14 protein-coding genes are annotated in these 16,201 nt (G+C 72.1%); 1 reads left to right on the forward strand and 13 read right to left on the reverse strand.

Going from position 1 to position 16,201, the window contains the following annotated elements:
- Window positions 1-11 precede the first annotated feature (11 nt).
- The 13 genes from ABT057_RS02155 to ABT057_RS02215 are packed head-to-tail and all read right to left on the reverse strand — an operon-like array spanning window position 12 to window position 12,753.
- Window positions 12-2,396, reverse strand: a complete 2,385-nt coding sequence (locus ABT057_RS02155; protein WP_352340469.1) for a putative baseplate assembly protein — start codon at window positions 2,394-2,396, stop codon at window positions 12-14.
- Window positions 2,393-2,800, reverse strand: coding sequence for a GPW/gp25 family protein (locus ABT057_RS02160; protein ID WP_352340470.1), 408 nt, complete (start codon window positions 2,798-2,800; stop codon window positions 2,393-2,395). The genes ABT057_RS02155 and ABT057_RS02160 overlap by 4 nt, the downstream gene beginning before the upstream one ends.
- Window positions 2,797-3,567: a hypothetical protein gene (locus ABT057_RS02165; protein ID WP_352340471.1), complete on the reverse strand. Its 771-nt coding sequence runs from the start codon at window positions 3,565-3,567 to the stop codon at window positions 2,797-2,799. Before ABT057_RS02165 ends, ABT057_RS02160 begins: the two co-directional genes overlap by 4 nt.
- On the reverse strand, window positions 3,564-4,244 hold the full coding sequence (locus ABT057_RS02170) for a phage baseplate assembly protein V (RefSeq protein WP_352340472.1): 681 nt from the start codon (window positions 4,242-4,244) through the stop codon (window positions 3,564-3,566). Before ABT057_RS02170 ends, ABT057_RS02165 begins: the two co-directional genes overlap by 4 nt.
- Entirely contained in the window at window positions 4,241-5,323 is a 1,083-nt protein-coding gene (locus ABT057_RS02175) for a phage late control D family protein (protein WP_352340473.1), read from the reverse strand. Before ABT057_RS02175 ends, ABT057_RS02170 begins: the two co-directional genes overlap by 4 nt.
- 3 nt (window positions 5,324-5,326) lie before the next feature.
- Window positions 5,327-5,512, reverse strand: a complete 186-nt coding sequence (locus tag ABT057_RS02180) for a hypothetical protein (protein WP_352340474.1) — start codon at window positions 5,510-5,512, stop codon at window positions 5,327-5,329.
- A gap of 22 nt (window positions 5,513-5,534) precedes the next feature.
- Window positions 5,535-6,278 (reverse strand): CIS tube protein, encoded by a 744-nt coding sequence (locus tag ABT057_RS02185; RefSeq protein ID WP_352340475.1) that lies wholly within the window; start codon window positions 6,276-6,278, stop codon window positions 5,535-5,537.
- Entirely contained in the window at window positions 6,275-6,808 is a 534-nt protein-coding gene (locus ABT057_RS02190; RefSeq protein WP_352340476.1) for a phage tail protein, read from the reverse strand. Before ABT057_RS02190 ends, ABT057_RS02185 begins: the two co-directional genes overlap by 4 nt.
- Before the next feature lie 2 nt (window positions 6,809-6,810).
- Window positions 6,811-8,934: a phage tail sheath C-terminal domain-containing protein gene (locus ABT057_RS02195; RefSeq protein ID WP_352340477.1), complete on the reverse strand. Its 2,124-nt coding sequence runs from the start codon at window positions 8,932-8,934 to the stop codon at window positions 6,811-6,813.
- A gap of 6 nt (window positions 8,935-8,940) precedes the next feature.
- On the reverse strand, window positions 8,941-9,396 hold the full coding sequence (locus ABT057_RS02200; RefSeq protein WP_352340478.1) for a phage tail protein: 456 nt from the start codon (window positions 9,394-9,396) through the stop codon (window positions 8,941-8,943).
- A gap of 27 nt (window positions 9,397-9,423) precedes the next feature.
- Window positions 9,424-11,310: a phage tail sheath subtilisin-like domain-containing protein gene (locus ABT057_RS02205; protein ID WP_352340479.1), complete on the reverse strand. Its 1,887-nt coding sequence runs from the start codon at window positions 11,308-11,310 to the stop codon at window positions 9,424-9,426.
- A 55-nt stretch (window positions 11,311-11,365) separates the two neighbouring features.
- Window positions 11,366-12,178, reverse strand: coding sequence for a hypothetical protein (locus tag ABT057_RS02210; protein ID WP_352340480.1), 813 nt, complete (start codon window positions 12,176-12,178; stop codon window positions 11,366-11,368).
- Entirely contained in the window at window positions 12,175-12,753 is a 579-nt protein-coding gene (locus ABT057_RS02215; RefSeq protein WP_352340481.1) for a Pvc16 family protein, read from the reverse strand. The genes ABT057_RS02210 and ABT057_RS02215 overlap by 4 nt, the downstream gene beginning before the upstream one ends.
- Window positions 12,754-12,931: 178 nt before the next feature.
- On the opposite strand from ABT057_RS02215, the gene ABT057_RS02220 reads away from it, so the two are divergent.
- Window positions 12,932-16,120 carry a hypothetical protein gene (locus tag ABT057_RS02220; protein ID WP_352340482.1) on the forward strand — a complete coding sequence of 1,063 codons (3,189 nt, stop codon included), beginning with the start codon at window positions 12,932-12,934 and terminating at the stop codon, window positions 16,118-16,120.
- Window positions 16,121-16,201 lie beyond the last annotated feature (81 nt).

Below are 16,201 nucleotides of genomic sequence, written 5' to 3' on the forward strand. Positions count from 1 at the left end.
TACTCCATTCGTCAGCAGGTGTCGGGCACGACCGGGACGGGCACCTGGGTGGCCGGCACCGGCTGGCTGCCGCCGCTCAGGCCCGCCGGGTCCAGCGCGGCACCCGAGGTGACGGTCACCGTCGCGGCCGGCAGGTGCAGTCCGGTGATGGGCACCGAGTCGACCGGCGAGACCACGGACCCGTCGTCGTCGGTCATCGCGATGAGGACGGAGTCGACGTACCGCACCCCCGCGACGCGGGTCGCGATCGCCTCGATGTCCTGCGCCCGTACGTCGACGCCCAGCGGCCAGCCGGTTCCGGCCGCCGCGGGCGCGATCAGGCCGTCGTCCTCGGCGGCGGTCGGCGGCAGCCCGCCGGTCAGCGGGGACAGGAAGGTCCGGACCGCCTGGGTGACGGCCTGTTCGACGATCGACGGCACCTGGCCGGGGAGGGTGACGATCCCCACCGAGACGTGGATCGGCCGGTACACCGGTCCGCGCACATGCACTTCGGTGGTGACCAGCCGGCGCGGGTCCAGCCAGCCGCAGACCGCGCCCAGGAACTGCCGGTCGGGCGAAGGGGCCTGCGGCCTCAGCGGGTCCGAGCGGGGGATGACCAGTACGGTCACCATGCCCGGCCAGTTCTGCGGCTGGTCGTCGTCCTGGTCGGGGTTGAACAGCGGCAGCACCTCGACCCGGCCGAGGTCGACGCCGGGGGTGCGCCGGGTGAGGTCACGGAAGTCGTCGGCGGTGACGAGCCGGTCGCGGTGGCGCAGCCAGCGGGTCACCGCGCTCTCGCCGTCGGCGGCGGACTCCCCGTCGGCCGCGCCCCACGTGGGCACCGGGTTGGTGACGGTGAAGCCGCCGGGCAGTGCGGTGCTCCGGCTGATCCCGCCGATCGCCACCCGGCCCTGCAGCCCGCCGCCGGAGGCGTACGAGGCGCGGATCCCGGCGCCTCGCGGGGGCCGCAGCCCGGACAGCCCGTTGCCGAAGGCGAGAGTTCCGGTGGCGCGTTCCAGGGTGAAGACGGTGTCGGCGGGGCCCGCGGCGTAGATGTCGTCGATCTCGCTCCAGGTGTGCCAGGTTCCGTCGACGTCCTGCACCTCGACGGTCAGTCCGCCGGGTGCGCCGTCGCCGAGCACCGGTGTCCTGGCCAGCGTGAAGGTCTGGAACGGTGTGCCGGTGCCGGTGCCGACGTTCTCGGACGCGACCGTCACGGACTGCACGGCTCGGGTGGCGTTGACGCCGGCCCAGGTGATCCGGCCGGTGGCACCGTGGCTCACGGCGGACAGCGACGCCGAGGTGACGGGCGAGCCGAGACCGTCGCCCGCGCCGCCGCCCGAACAGCCGCAGTCGCAGCCACCGCTTCCGGTGCCGGTCTGTGTGTCGGTGGTGGGCTGGTGGCGGAGCCGGATCCAGCTCACCAGGCGGGCCGACACGGCGGCGTCGTCGACGCGGGGCGGGAAGTCGCCGGTGCCCTCCTCCTCGGGGTCGAAGGCCCACAGCAGCAGTTGCTCGTACGGCGGCAGGGTCACCTGTACCAGTCCGGGACGGTCGAGCACCGGTTCGGCATAGGTCACCGGCAGCCGCGCGTAGCGGGCGGGTCCGATGCCGAAGCCAGGGGCCGACAGGCCGGACGTGTCGGGTTCCGGCGCGGCTATCTCGAAGACCAGCCCCGGATCGACGGCGGTGGTGCCGGTGTGGCTCGGCGGCAGGACCTGGCCGGGAACCCGGGTCGCCGGGTAGACGCCGATGGACAGCGTCTGACCGGCGACGGCCCGCCGTACGGCGTCCAGGTCGGCGTTCTTCGGCGCCAGCAGCGCGACCCACAGCGAGCGGTCGACGGCCCCGTCGACCGGGTCGCTCAGATCGACGACCGGGTCCGGCTTGCCGGTGGCCGGAGGGTCGAGCGACACCGGCTTGTAGAAGCTGAGGAAGTCCGTGTCGGACTCCAGGAACGTCTGGTAGATGAGCCGGTAGCGGTTCTGGGTGGCGGCGTCCAGGGCGGTCTGCGGCTGTTTGTAGTACACCGCCGAGGTGACCGGGAGCACGGCCAGGTCGGTGCTGGTGGTGAAGGGGACCTGCCCGGCCCTGACCTCGGTGCCGGCCGGTACCGCCAACGGCGGTGCGAGCGGCCCCTTGTCGTTGCTGATCGTGATGAGTCCGGTGCCGGGGCTCGGCGGTTGCAGGGCGATCCCCAGCATGGTGAGGAACTTGAGCCGGTTCGCCTCGGGAATCCGGTTGCCCCGGTACAGCAGGTTGTCGGTGAGGAACGCGAACAGTTCGAGGAGGGTGACGCCGGGGTCGCTCTCGTTGAGATTGGTCCACTCCGGTGTGTGCACCGGTACCCGGGCCAGGGTCTCCTGGACGAGCTGGTCGAAGGTACGGTCGTCGAGAACCGGGATCCGAATCGTCACGACTGGGCCTGGCCTTCCGCGCTGAGGGTCATCTGCAGCCGCTCGCGTGCCCCGGCGGCGATCAGGGTGTAGGTGATGGTGAGGTCCACGTCGCGCGGGTCGATGGCGTTGACCTGGGCGTTGACGTCGTCCAGCCGGATACGCGGCTCCCATCGGGTCAGTGAGCGCCGGACGTCCTCGACGATCAGGCGGAGGGTGGCCACCGTGTTCGGCTCGAACAGGTACCGGTCGAGGCCGCACCCGAACGCCGGGCGCTCGACCCTTTCGCCGGGGCGGGTGCGCAGGATCGTGCAGATGGATTCGCGCACGTTGCTCTCCCCCGCCGACCGGACCATGCCCCCGTCGGGGCCGACCCGGGGCGGGAACGAGATGCCCTGTCCGTAGAGCGCTGCCGGCGTTGTCATGGTGTCGGTCCTTCCGGTGGGTCCGGTGGGTCCGCGGGCCGGGGGCCGGTCCGCACGGTCGGGATGACCGGGGGGTACTGGCCCGCGAGTCTGAACGGGTGGCTGGGCGCGCTGAACACCGGCGGGCAGGGGTCGCGGGCGAGGACGGCGTGGATGACGTGGGCCGGGCCGTCACCGCTGTCCGCGTCCCTGAAGGGCACCGGGATGTACCCGTAGAGGACGGTGCGGGTCGAGGGCCGGCCGGCCGCCATGCCGAGGGTGGCCGCCGCGGTTCCGGACGGCGCGAACGACGCGACCGGCACGGGGTGCAGCGGCAGTTCGCGTTCGCCGGGCGTCAGTACGCCGGCCGTGGCGGGCACCCAGGACCCGGCGCCGGGGGGACCGGGGACGAAGGCGCTTTCGGCGCCGTCCCCGATCAGCCTGATGACGAAGAACGCCCGTTCGCCGAGGCGCGGTCGCGGGGTGTGGTCGGGGATCCCCGGCCGGTGGCAGACGAGCGAAGCCGTCACGAGGTTGTAGAAGTGGCTGGTCGGTGTGAACAGCCGGAAGCTGCCGTCCTCCCCGGACAGCTTCGGTCCGGTGCCGGCGAGGTCGGCGGGCGACCGTCCGCCGGTGCCGCCGAGTATCGCCAGGAACTCGTCGAAGAACGACTCGTTCTCCAGTTCGGTGATCCACGGGCTGAGGGCGAGGTCGCTGCCGGTGCCGACGGTGCCGTCCGACCAGAGCGGGGCGGGCGCCAGCCAGCGCGGCTCCTCCCGCCCGCTCATGTGGCGTTCCCGGCGCCGGGGGTGTAGCTGGAACCGACCACCGCACTGGCGATGGCCGTGTCGCACTTGATCACTCCGGAGTGGGCCCACATGGCGGCGCTGACGTTCGCCGAACCGGCGTCGATCTGGATGCTCGCGGCGCTGATGGACAGCTTGCTCGCGGCGGTGAGCGTGACCCCGGCCGGGGCCAGCTCCAGCGAGTTGCCGCCGGAGTCGGCGAGCCGGATGGTGCTGCCGCCGTCCTCCAGGGTCACCTTCTGGCCGCCCGGTGTCTCCAGCGACAGCGTCACGGCACCGTCGGTGTCGTCCAGCGAGATCCGGATCCCGGTCCGGGAAACGATCGACTTGATGTTGTTCCCGGGGTCCATCGACTCCGGCGGCTGGTCCTGCCCGTTCCACAACGCACCTACGACGTAAGGCCAGTTGGGGTCACCGCCGCCGAAGCTGACCAGTACCTCGTCCCCGGTCTCCGGCACCAGCCAGGTGCCCCTGCCGCCGCCGGCCATCGTGGTCGCCAGCCGGGCCCAGACCGCGTACTCCCCGCTCCCGGTATCCGGTGACCAGGGCAGCCGTACCTCGATGCGGCCCTGCTGGTCCGGGTCCTGGTTGTCACCGACCACCGCCGGATACACGCCGAAGTACCGCGCACGCGCCGGTTCGCTGCTGTCCATGGTCATCGCGGGGTCTCCAGTCCGGCACGTTCGACGTCGAACTCGGTGCGGTAGCCCTGCGCGAGGCCGTATTCGTGACGGACCCGGCAGACGGCGTACTCTCCGTCGAAGAGGCCGCCCAGGCCGCTGAGGGCCACGCGTACGCCGACCCGCAGGGCGGGGTCGCCCGCCGTGGTGCCCGTCCCGCAGACGAAGCGGCGGGCTCGTTCCAGGTAGGCGGCCCGGGCCAGCGCCCGGGCGTCGTCGGCGGCCAGCGGGACGGACCGTACGATTCGTTCGCTGCGCTCGGCGAACGCCGAGGCCAGCAGCGCCGAGCCGCTTCGCTCGCCGGGTCCCAGCTCGGCGGCCAGGTCGAGGGCGTCGGCGCTCTCGTGGACGGCGGCCTTGTCCGCGACCGACCAGCCGGTGACCGCGACTTCGGTGACCTGGTGCGCGAGGTCGGCGCGGACCGAGAACGAGAGCAGGTCGCCGCCGTAGTCGAGCCGTACGGTGGGGGCGTCCCGGTCGGGGCGGCGGCGCAGCCGGAGTGTGGTGTCGTCGAGCCAGAGTTCGGCGTCGTCCGACCGGGCCAGAGCGCGCAGGAAAGCGAGGTCGCTCTGGTTGAGCTGGGCGGTGACCTTGCGGACCGGTCCGTCGAGGTCCGCGTCGGCGGTGAGGCCGTGCTCCTGGGCGACGCGGCCGACGATGTCCGCCGTGCTGGACTCGTCGAAGGTACGGGTGCGCCGGGTGAGCCGCAGATCCTGCAGCCGGTCCTCGGCGAAGACCCGCACCCGGACCGGCCGGTCGGCGGGGTAGTCCGCCTGCACCGCGCTGACCTTGCCGTCGAAGACCCGGCGGTCCGTGCCGTCCGTGCAGAAGGACACCGCCAGGGCCGTGCCGAAATCGATCGGGTCGCCGCTCAGATAGCGGTAGCCGGGCACCGAGTCGCGCATCCCCCAGTTGCCGAAGGTGGCTTCGCACCAGGACATGCCGGTGGTGGTCTCCTCGACCACCAGCGCCATCAGGTCGCCGACGGCACCGGTGTCGACCTGCCCGTCCAGGACGATGGCGGGAGTGGCCACGTAGGCCGTGCTCAGTGGGCCCATGGCTCAGTCCGCCGTCAGCCGGAGTTCGCGGGCACGGGTCTCGCGGTGCCAGCGGCGCAACTGCTCACCGAGGTCCGCCGCCGGCCGGGCCGGTGAACTCCCGTCCGTCGCAGGGGAGTCCGTGCCCCGGTCCGGTTCCGCCGGGGTGTCGGGTGCCAGGATCTCCAGCTCGTTGATGTCGATACGCACGGATGGTCGGTCCTTCCCGGTGTCACGGGGTACGGAGGGTGAGGTCGAGGACGGTTCCCGGCGGCAGCAGCCGCGGGTTGTCGATGCCGTTCGCGGCGGCGACGGTCTTCCACGACACGCCGACGCCGGACCGGGCCGCGATGGACTGCACGCTGTCCCCGGACCTGCTCAGCGTCAGCGGCGTCGTCCCGACCGGGGAGGCGGTGTCGGCGGCCGCCGAGGGGGCGGCGGCCCCCGCGCCCGCGCCGAAACCGGCCGGTTCGGGGGCAGCCGGGCGGACGGTGTCCGGACCGGCCGGCGCCACCTGACACATCGTCAGTTGTATGGTGGCCCGCAGCGGTACCCCGGCGTCGGAGAAGAAGTCGATGTTCTGGGTGAGGCTCTGCACCGCGCCGTCGAAGACGAACGAGCCCCAGCTGAACCGTGCGCCCCGCCGTACCGGCTTGCCCGGTCTTTCGCGGTCCGGCTGGGTCAGTTTGACGATCTGGTTGGTCTTCTCCTGGACCGTGGTGTTCTCGGCGGTGGTGTCAAAGGTGAGTTCGACACTGAGCGTGGTGGACTGGCCGGTCTGCTGCGCGGCGGCTTTGCTGAGGGTGCCCGAGGTGGTGACCGCCTCCGCGCCGACCACCCCGGTGGGGGTGTAGGTCAGCCGCAGGTTCGCCGGGTCGAAGTCGACGCGCAGATCGACACCGCCTTCGACCGGCGTGGAGGTCCCGGGGACCAGTTCGGTGAGGTACGCGGTACCCGTCGTCGCGGTGGCCGTCACAACGGCCCCCCGCCGAGCGACACCGAGGCACGGTCACCGGGCAGGGCTTCGGGCCCGGATTCGCCCGGCACCGAGATGGCGAGGGTCTCGTAGACGAGCGCGAGTTCCTCGACGGCGACCAGCCCGTCCCGGGCGTTGAGCGCAGGGGCGCGCATCCGCACCGGCAGACAGCCGGTCAGCGCGAACTCCAGCGCGGGCGTGCCGTCGGCCGACCGCATGGTGATCCGGCCGTTCGCGGTGAGCACCGAACCGGGCCGGGTGCCCTCGGTGAACCACCGCCAGAGCCTGAGGTCGGTCGTCATGCCGCGCTTGAGGGTGAGCTGCCCATGGGTGACCGGGCCGACGAGATGGACCTGACGGTCGTTCAGCCCGCCGACGGCAAGGGTCTTCGGCTGCATCGTCATCTCCAGGCCGTCGCACTCGGCGAAGGCCGCGTCGCACAGCGGACCTGTGAGGCCGTCCCTCGGTTCGTCGAGGTCCAGGACCACGTCGAACCGGAAGGCGGTGAAAGGCGGATCGTTGGCTGTCATCGTCAGCCCTCCCGTACGTCGAGCAGGCCCTCGCCGGAGCGGACCAGGCTGATGGTGATGAACTCGACCGGATCGGTCGGCGCTATCCGAAGGGTGACGACCACCGTGCCGTCGTCCTCGTCTGCCGCGGTCACCTGGAAGGCCCGGATCGCGCCCCCGGCGGCCATCGAGGCGAGGATCCGCTCGAATCCGTTCCTGACCAGCCGGCGGAACTGGTCGTTGTCGGTCTCGAAGGAGTACCGGCGGCCCTGCGTCAGCGCGGTCCTGCGCAGCAGGATCAGCAGCCGCCGCACCGACAGCTGGAGCAGCGCCGGATCGTCGGACAGGGTGTGCGCACTGAGCGCGGTGACGGCTCCGGGCCGGCGGCGCAGCACGTTCGCGTGCGCATCGAACAGCCGGCCGGTCTCGGCGGCGGTCAGCGCCGGAACGAGCTGCAACGGGCCGCGCAGCGGCAGGTTCGCCGGTGCGACCCAGGCCCCGCGCGCCAGCTCCCGGGCGGCGATGGTCCCGGCCACCATGCCGTCGGGCGGTATCGCGCGCAGCGGTGCGGGCGTACGTGGGTCGGTCTCCAGGACCCGCAGCCACGGGTACCAGTAGCCCGCGTAGCTCAGCGGCGAGGTGCCGGACGAACCGGCGTCGGACAGCCGGCCGCCGGTGGCCAGCCGCTGCCGCCAGCCCAGCACCTGGCCCGCGTCGTAGTGCGCGGGAACGCTGAGCAGCGCCACCAGATCGCCGCGGGCCGCGCACATCGTCACCAGCGCGGTCTGGACGTCGACCAGCCCCGACTCGTCGTACCCGGCCGGGTCGTCGAGGACCGGCGGCCCCGGATCCGGCTGCTGCGACGTCCCCGGGGACCAGCCGGGGTGGGTCGCGTCGGGAACGGCGACCAGCGCGACCTCGTCGATGTCCAGCAGGGCGTGGATCCCGGCGAGCCGGCGGGGCTGCCGCGACAGTACGGTGAGCTGGGCCGCGTTCGCGACCAGGTCGTACACGGTCGCCCCGGCGAGCGCGGGGTCGACGAAGGCCCCTGCCGGGAAGGTGCCGAGATCGTCGGTACCGGCGGTTGCGGCGGGATCGCCCGGATCGTCGGCGCCGAGGCCGGTGGCATCGGTGATGACGCCGGGCGGGTCCATGCCGACCGGCACCACCAGCCCGGTCGCGGCGGCCGAGGCGGAGCCGGAGTCCTCACGCAGCACCAGCGGACGGGCGCTGTCCGGTACCGGGTCGCCGGCCGGCTGCAGCACCTGCGTCCAGACCGGGCGGCGGGTCCGCGTCACCGCCCCGGGGGAAGGAGATCCGGCGGAGTTGAACGCGAGGTCGCTCTGCCGGTCCAGCAACCGCGAGCCGTCCGGCTCCAGTTGACGTACCACCAGGTCCATCCGCAGCAACTCGGCGGATGTCACGGCGAGTTCCGCCGGCAGGTCGTCCAGTGCGCCCGGCCGCGGTTGGTCCTCCGCTTCCGGACCGGACCCGGCGGCGTACGGCATCTCGATGTCCATGATGACGGTCGAGGTGGCGGGCGCCAGTTCCCGCACCCGGGTGTACACCTGCGGCAGGCCGGGGCCGAGGCCCAGCCGGATCAGGTCACCGGGCTGGACCGGAGCCACCGGCGCGGCCCGCAGCACCAGTCTCCCGGGGGTGGTGGGAGTCGCCCGCCGGTACACGCCGGCCGGCGCCAGCGGCCGGGTCAGCGACTGGGTTCCGATCCGAATGCCGTCGGACCAGGCCCCGGGCCAGGCCGCCTCGACGAACGCCCCGGTGACGCCGCCGTCCGGCTGCCAGATCCGCACCCCCGGCACCGGGAACCGGGCCGGACGGGCGTCGGGTCCGGCGACCCGCACCACGTAGCAGCGCCGACCGCCGTTGTCGAAGAACGCCCGGACGGTGCTGGACAGATGCGCGTAGACCAGCTGCCCGGAATCGGTGGCCAGCACCAGTTCGCCGCCGAAGAGCGCGGTGAACTGGTTGTGGTCCTCGACCGCGACCGGCAGGTCCACCGGACCCTGCTGCGCGAACCCCACGAACGCCGCCACGTCGAGCCCGAGCGGGCTGTCGGCGGCGGGCGGCGCGGGGCCGAGGCCCACACCCGGCAGGCGTCCTTGAAAGGCGAGTATCGAGGCGGGCACGGTTACCTACTCCACGCTCAGGTCTTCGACGGACAGGACGAGTTCCTCGACGGCGACCTCGGAGCCGCCCCGCGCGTTGAGCGTCGGCGCGGTGTAGCGCAGCGGCCGTGCGTTGAGCAGCGTCCAGGTCATCACCGGGCCGTTGTGCGCCTCGTCCTGGAGCGAGACATGCACGGTGCGCAGCAGGCTGTGATCCCCGGTGCGGATCGCGTCGATCCACTGGTAGAGGTCGAGTGCGCCGATCAGACCCCGCTTGAAGGTCACGTCGCCGACCTTGTACACGCCGTTCACCTTGGCCGGGTGGTTGACCGGCGAGTTTCCCGCGCGGTAGTCCGCCGTGGTGAGTTCGATGTTCATTCCGGTGACTTCCTGGAAGCCGCCGCGTACGGTGCTCGCGTCACCGGTCGCGAAATCGACCAGGAAGTTGAAGCCGCCGTACGGGTTGTCACGCTGGGTTGCCATTGCCGCTCCTCATCGGTAGACCGCTGTTCACGATGTCTGGGTCGCCGTCCACTGGCTGATCCGGAAGACGACGAACTCGGCGGGCTTGGCCGCCGCGACGCCGATGACGCAGACCAGCCGCCCGTTGTCGAGGTCGTCGGCGGTCATCGTCGAGGCGTCGCAGCGGACGAAGAACGCCTCCTCGGGCTTGGCGCCCAGCAGGGCGCCGCTCTTCCACTGGCTGAACAGGAACCCCTCGACGGTGTGCCGCACCGCGTCCCACAGGGCCGGTCCGTTGACCTCGAAGACGACCCACCTGGTGCCCTCGTCGATCGACTTCTCCAGGTAGTTGAAGTACCTGCGTACGCTGAGGTACTTCCACTCCGGGTCGTCCGAGACGGTCCGCGCCCCCCACACGAGGAAGCCCGAACCGGGGAAGAAGCGAAGGCAGTTGACACCCTGCGGGTTCAGCAGTTCCTGCTGCGCCTTGTTGAGCCTGGTCTCGAAGTCCAGGGCCGAGCGAACCACCTCGTTCGCCGGGGCCTTGATCACACCCCGGGTGCTGTCGCTGCGCGCCCAGACCCCGGCCAGGTACGCGGCGGGGGGCACGTCGACCCGGCTGCCGTCGAGGGGGCTGCTGACGGTGATCCACGGGTAGTACAGCGCCGCGTGCGTGGAGGACCGCTTGTTGCGGAAGTCCAGCGCCTCGTCGGGCAGGAACTGCGGCGGGGTGTCCAGCGCGGCCACCCGGTAGACCATCCGTTCGCAGTGGCTGATCACCGAGTTGTTGATCGCCTGTGCCACGTCGTGGTCGCCCGCCCCGCCGGTCCAGCCGGTGGCGGCGCCGGGGGCGGCGACGATGGAGATGTCGTCGATCGACTCCAGGGCCGACAGCCCGTTGAACGGCAGGTCGGTGGGGTTGTCCTGGTAGTCGGCGAAGCCGGCCGGATCGCCCTCGTACGCGGTGACGCCGGGCGCCCGGCCGTCGATGCCGCCGGTCAGGGTGACGACGCGCTGCCGCAGCCTCAGTGGTGTCGTCGCCACCGGGCTGGTCTCCAGGATGCCGGCGTCGAAGAGCGCCCGTGCGATGGCCCCCGGCAGCTCGTCGGCGGACGCGCCCAGCCCGTCCAGCCCTTCGATGGCGATCGGCACGCCGAGGGCGGCGCGGCGGGTCGGCGGATTGGCGGTCAGGACGGTGGTGATGCCCGTGCCGACCGCGCGCGGGTCGAACCCGAACTCGCCGACCGTCTGAGGCGCGCCGAAGGCCGGCAACCCCTGCGGGTCGACGGTCGGATGCTGGACCTCGACCAGGGCGGTGATGGGGTACACCGCGCTCGCCTCCGACAGCGGCAGCGGATTGAGGCCGCCGGTGAGGGTCCAGGCGGCGGTCGTGGGGTCGCGGCGCACCGTGTACACCCCGTGGTCCCCGGAGCCGGCCACCGCCCACACGGTGTCGAACTCGCGCACCCGGGTCAGGCTCTTCTGGTCGCCCGTCCCGGTGAGCGCGTTGTTGCCGGAGCGCAGGGTGAGGATGACGCGCAGGTTCCCGGCCGCCCCGGGGAAGCGGGCTCTCAGGCCCAGCTGGACCGCCGCGGTGTCCCGGGGAACGGTCCCGGCGCCGTGAGCGGTCCCCGCTGCGTCGGCGCCGACGAACGTCCGCACCACGTACAGGCTGCTGCCGCCCTCGTCGAAGAAGCCCTTGACGCCGAGCGCGAGGTAGTTGGGGAACCGGCCCTTGTCGGTGAAGGCGAGGTCGGCCGCGTCACCATAGATACGGACGAAGTCCGCGTAGGAGGTGAGCAGTTCGGGCCGGCCGCTGGTCGGCCCGGATCGGGTGGGGCCGATGAAGGCCGCCGTGCTGGTGCTGACTCCCTGGATCGTCCGGGGGCCCGGGATCTCTTCGACGTAGACACCGGGCGCTAGGTATTGGGGCATCGTCGGCTCGCCTCCGCGGCTGGTTCGACTGGGGCTGGTTCGGCTGGAACGGGATTCATGCGGGCACCACCGTGAGCGGCAGCACCAGGGCGGCACCGAACACGAGCGTCTCGGTGACGGTCTGCTGTGGTCCGCCGCCGGAATCGATCCCGCCGGGCGGCTGCCCGAGGATGGAGTCCAGGTACGGCGGATCGGGGGCCGCGGGCCCGGGCAGCGCGCCGGACCCGCAGCGAACCCCGATGGTGACCGGCCAGGAGATGGCGGTCGGACCGGGACCCGGTGCCGCCGCCGCGCCGGGCAGCGCCGGGAGGGCCTCCGGGTAGGGCAGGTGGAGCAGGAACCGCCCGCTGTCGTCGCTGACGGCGGTGTACATGGCGGCGTCGGCCGACACCTCGACCACCCCCCAGGCGACCGGACCGCCCCCGTCCGCGGTGTGCAGCTCCCCCCGGACCGTTGCCCAGCCGGACGGCGCGAGCCGGCCGGGGGCCGAGTACATGGGGATCTCGACGGGCGCGTCCACCGGCACCACGACCTCGACGGTGACCGGCAGGTACCGGCGGTACCGGTCGGTCACCCGTACGACGTACGGCTCGGGGCCGGCCGGGACCGGCCAGTCCAGCGGCCGCCCGCCGGTCGAGCGAGCCCGCTGGTACGCGCGCTGCCCGGGCAGGCTGCCGAACCCCAGCAGGTTCGACACGGGCGACGGGACCGCGCGGAACGTCGTCGCCGGATCGCTTCGCCGCCACGCGACGGCGCTCAGACCACCGCCGCCCAGGACCGCACCGGCCGCGTCGACGCAGCGCACCGCCAGCGCGGCACGGTACCCGGTCCGCTCCCGTTCACCTGGGCCGGGGACGGGGGCGCTCATCGGCCGGCCGCCGTTTCGACGGACAGCTCACGCACCCGGACCGGGGCGCCCTGCGGCTCCGTGAGATCCGACTCGACCCGCACGACGCGGGCGATGTACGGCACCGAGAGCTGCAGACTGCCCGGCAGCACCTGCCAGAGCAGGAACACGTCGTTGTTGGTCAGCTCCATGGGCACCAGTTCGACCGTCTCCGTGGGCCGGAAGACGCCCGGCACGGCGGCGTTGAGAAAGCCGGAGGACAGCACCGGATGGTCGGCGACCGTCCGCATCGCCCAACCGAGCAGATCGTGCTCCGTCGACGCGTCCTGAGCCCAGGCCGTCAGCAGGAACGAGATCCGGACCGGCAGCGGACGCGGACGGCCGGGTTCGGCCGCGGGCAGCGTGCGCTGCACCTGGTCGACGTTCACCTGGAAGACGAAGACCGAGACGCCTTGGGCCATCGGGGTGGAGAAGTCCTTGCCCTGATACACCGCGAATTGGGGCTCGATCCCGCTGAGCAGCGCCGGCTGCCACGACTGCTGAAGCAGCCGGGAGACGGCCTGCGCCACTGATCCGACGGACTGGTAGTTCGCCACCGCTTGGTTCCTCCGTTCTGTCGTCACAGGGAAGGTGACAGGCCGTCCGTGATCGAGCCGTCACGAGCGCATCACCGGACGGTCCGGGCCCGGGAAGGCCCCGCGGACGCGCCCCTGCCGTGACGGGCCGGTGACGCGCCCTTGGAAATCTGGGCGGACCGGATTCTGGGAGGCGCTGATGACGACGAGCGAACGCCTGTCGCCACATGAGCAGCTGCACAAGACGACGGCCGAGGACACGGGGGCTCAGGCCGAAACGGCCGGCCCTGCCTTCTCCGGCCCGGCCGACCGGCTGCCCGTATGGGCGGGCGGAAGCCGGCCGCAGGCGGACGGGACGGCCGACGGCCAGGAGGGCATCCCGCGCTGGGCCGCCGACCCGGTCCGTCCGGTGGCGGCTGCGCTCCCCGAAGGCCGTGGTGCGGCGCCAGCGAAGCGTCAGGGCCCGTCGGCGCGGCGGCGGGGGCCTCGGATGTTCAGGCTGTGGGTGGACCGCGAGATGTCGCCGCCGGAGCTGCTGCGCGAGTTCGTCCGGCAGTACTACCAGGCCACCGACGAGCAGCAGGTCGACCGGTGGCTCCCCCTGTGGCACTGGCGGAATCCGCGCGGCCGGTCGGCGACCGCCGCGGACGTCGGCCGGTTCATGACGCTGCCCGTCACCGACGTCACGCAGACCGCGATGGACCGGCTGTCAGCGGCCGAACAGGCCGAGATCAACGCGGAGGCGGACGCCCGGCTCCAGCGGGAGAACGCGCTCACGCCCGGTACCAGGCTGGGCACCGGCCCGGAGGATGCCGTCCTGCGCGGCCGCTGGCTCGGGGCACGGGCCGACGTCCTGCACGAGCACAACCTCCGCCGGGACATCGCCGCCCTGCCCGACGCCGTCAAGAGGATACTTTTCGCGGGCGGCCGGCCGCTCGCCCCGGCGGACTACGAGAACGTCCTGCGCCTCGGGCGGAAGCTGAGCGACCTGACCGGGGCCCAGCGCGCGGACTATCTGGGCAAGGTCGGCTCGACGACGACGAGTTGGGCCGAGCTGGACGCCTCGGTCGAGCGGTATCTGCTCGCCGAGCGGATCCGCGAATCCGAGACGGAGCGGACCGAGGAGGCCGCGGGCACGATCTTCGGTTGCGAGGACCTGTATCTGCTCCGCGCCCGCAGGAACGAGCTGAGACGGAGCGCCCAGCCCGGGGACGACGTGGTGCCTTCCGCGGAGTCCCTGAGCGAACTGGCGTCGGCCGAAGCCCAGTTCGACGCGGCACTGGCCCGCCACGGCTTCAAGAACGAGCGGGCGTTCACCGAGGCGATGGAGACCTACCGGATCCGGTTCAGGGCCGAGGCCGCCTCGGTCGGGCTCGACATCCTCGCGCACTACGAGCACCTCCTCCACGAGGAGCGGCTCAAGCTCCAGGACATCGGCTACGTCCGGACGATGGTCGCCGGCATCGCGGACACCACCGCGCGCCGCGACTACGCGGTGGCCGCCGAGAAGGAGACGCTCGCCGGGCTCACTCACGCGGGGCACGATCCGGAGTCCCGTTCGGAACGATTCCAGGCCGGTGCGGCTGTGACCCGTTACCGGGCGCAAGCCGGCTCCGCACGGGCCTCGGCCGAGAAGGCGGTGGTGACCGGCTCCGGCGGCGACCCGCTCGTGGACCCGGACGTGCTCGGCCGGGGCACCGACCGCGAGAAGCTCGCGGGGCTCGACGCGCCCGGCGCCCAGGGCTATCTGCTCGGCGTCGTCCAGGACCGGTTGAGGGACGCGGCGACGGTCCGCTCCGAGTTCGAGCACGATCCCGAGCGCGTCTTCAGCCAGCCGGACCTCGTCGAGGCGACGAAGAAGAGCCAGGAGGTGGACGACGACACGATCTACGGGTGGATCATCCGCGACCACATCGCCGACGAGCGTTCCGCGCACCTCTTCTCCTCCCTCGTCGTCGGCCTCATCGCCCTCGTCCTCGCGGCACTCGTGCCCGGCGGGGGGTGGCTCGCCGCGGCCGCCCTGCTCACGAACACCGCGCTGAGCACCTACCAGGCCGTGGAGGCGATCAACGAGCACCACAGGCAGGCCGCCGAGTACCGGCTGTCGTTCCTCCGGGAAGAGCCGTCGCTCGTCTGGGTGGGCATCGCCGTCGCTGCGGCGGCACTCGACCTCGGGACGACGACGGCCCAGCTGCTGAAGTCGTCGGCGAAGGGCCTCACCTCGCTCGAAGGACCACTGCGCCAGTTCGCCGCCGCCGCGGACGCCGAGTCGGCCGCGGCCCGTTTCGAGGCGCTCAGCGCGAAGATCGACGCGGTCGACGGGCTGTTACCGGAGGTCAAGGAGGCGGTCAGGGCGCACGCGGCGGCCATGCTCGGCCTCCATCGGGTGGCCGGCCGGGCCTCGGTGGTGATGGGCCCGACGGCCCTGTTCGAGGGCCTGTACTACGCGGTCAAGGCAGGTACGAGGAAGCTCACCCAGCTCCGCAAGAACGCTCGGATGCTCGCGATCATGGGCGATGTGACGGGCATGAGCCGGGCGGAGAGCGAAGCGCTCGAAGTCGCCTTCGAGCGCGTGAAAGAGATCGTCAACCTCGGTGGGCGGCGCGAGATGGACGAGGCCACCGTCCTGCGGTACGTCGACGAACTCGCCGCCGAGCGGTCGGCCGGTGACGACGTGTACCGGGAACTCCTGGCCGAGATGGGGGCCTGGCGCCGCCCGACGCAGGAGCAGGTCCGGGCCGAGACGGAGCTGGCGGCGGCGAGCGAACAGCTCGCATCGTTCCGCCATCGGCGGGCGGAGTTGGCGGCCTCACTCAGGTCCGGCCTGAAGACTCCGTCCGGGGCGCCGGACCTCGAGCGGATCAAGGCGATCCGCGAGGAGATCGGCGAGTTCGACAATGCCCCCCTGACCGGCTCGAAGGCCGGCTCGGAAGGAGAGATCAGGCTTGCCGAGCGCCGACTCGAGAGCGCCATGCTGGCCGCGGAAGCGGCCCGGACCGACCCGACCACACGCATGCGAGCCGTCTTCAACGCCTCGAGGGAGCGGGTCGGGGTCCGCTCGGCGGCCTCGGTCGATCAGGTCGGACCGCTGCGGACCGGCGCCCAGGGCCTTGCGGTGGACCACATCGTCTCGATCAGGCGCATGTCGCGGATGAAGGGCTTCGACAAGCTCAAGGCCATCGAACGCGACGCCCTCGCCGTCCGCCGGGACAACCTCGTGCTCATGGACGCGTCCGCGAACTCGTCCAAGGGCGAGCGCAGTTGGGCGGCATGGGGGCAGTCCTCCACCTACTACGGCGCCGACGTCATCGAGAGGTGGACCGGCGAGGACGCCAGGCTGACGAAGGCGATCCAGGACTGGATTCTCGACACGGTCCGGGGTCGCTGACACCGAGAGGACATTCCGAACGGAATCACGAAAGCACCACGAAGAATCATGAAGGGATTCTCCATGACCATCCGTACTGCC

The sequence above is a fragment of the Streptomyces sp. NPDC002588 genome (assembly GCF_040295925.1).
Classification (GTDB): domain Bacteria; phylum Actinomycetota; class Actinomycetes; order Streptomycetales; family Streptomycetaceae; genus Streptomyces.

Bases quoted from the DNA above. Each gene is read 5' to 3' on its own strand.
- ABT057_RS02200 (WP_352340478.1), bottom strand. From the start codon at position 9,396: ATGGCAACCCAGCGTGACAACCCGTACGGCGGCTTCAACTTCCTGGTC.
- ABT057_RS02160 (WP_352340470.1), bottom strand. From the start codon at position 2,800: ATGACAACGCCGGCAGCGCTCTACGGACAGGGCATCTCGTTCCCGCCC.
- ABT057_RS02165 (WP_352340471.1), bottom strand. From the start codon at position 3,567: ATGAGCGGGCGGGAGGAGCCGCGCTGGCTGGCGCCCGCCCCGCTCTGG.
- ABT057_RS02190 (WP_352340476.1), bottom strand. From the start codon at position 6,808: ATGACAGCCAACGATCCGCCTTTCACCGCCTTCCGGTTCGACGTGGTC.
- ABT057_RS02210 (WP_352340480.1), bottom strand. From the start codon at position 12,178: ATGAGCGCCCCCGTCCCCGGCCCAGGTGAACGGGAGCGGACCGGGTAC.
- ABT057_RS02175 (WP_352340473.1), bottom strand. From the start codon at position 5,323: ATGGGCCCACTGAGCACGGCCTACGTGGCCACTCCCGCCATCGTCCTG.
- ABT057_RS02170 (WP_352340472.1), bottom strand. From the start codon at position 4,244: ATGACCATGGACAGCAGCGAACCGGCGCGTGCGCGGTACTTCGGCGTG.
- ABT057_RS02220 (WP_352340482.1), top strand. From the start codon at position 12,932: ATGACGACGAGCGAACGCCTGTCGCCACATGAGCAGCTGCACAAGACG.
- ABT057_RS02205 (WP_352340479.1), bottom strand. From the start codon at position 11,310: ATGCCCCAATACCTAGCGCCCGGTGTCTACGTCGAAGAGATCCCGGGC.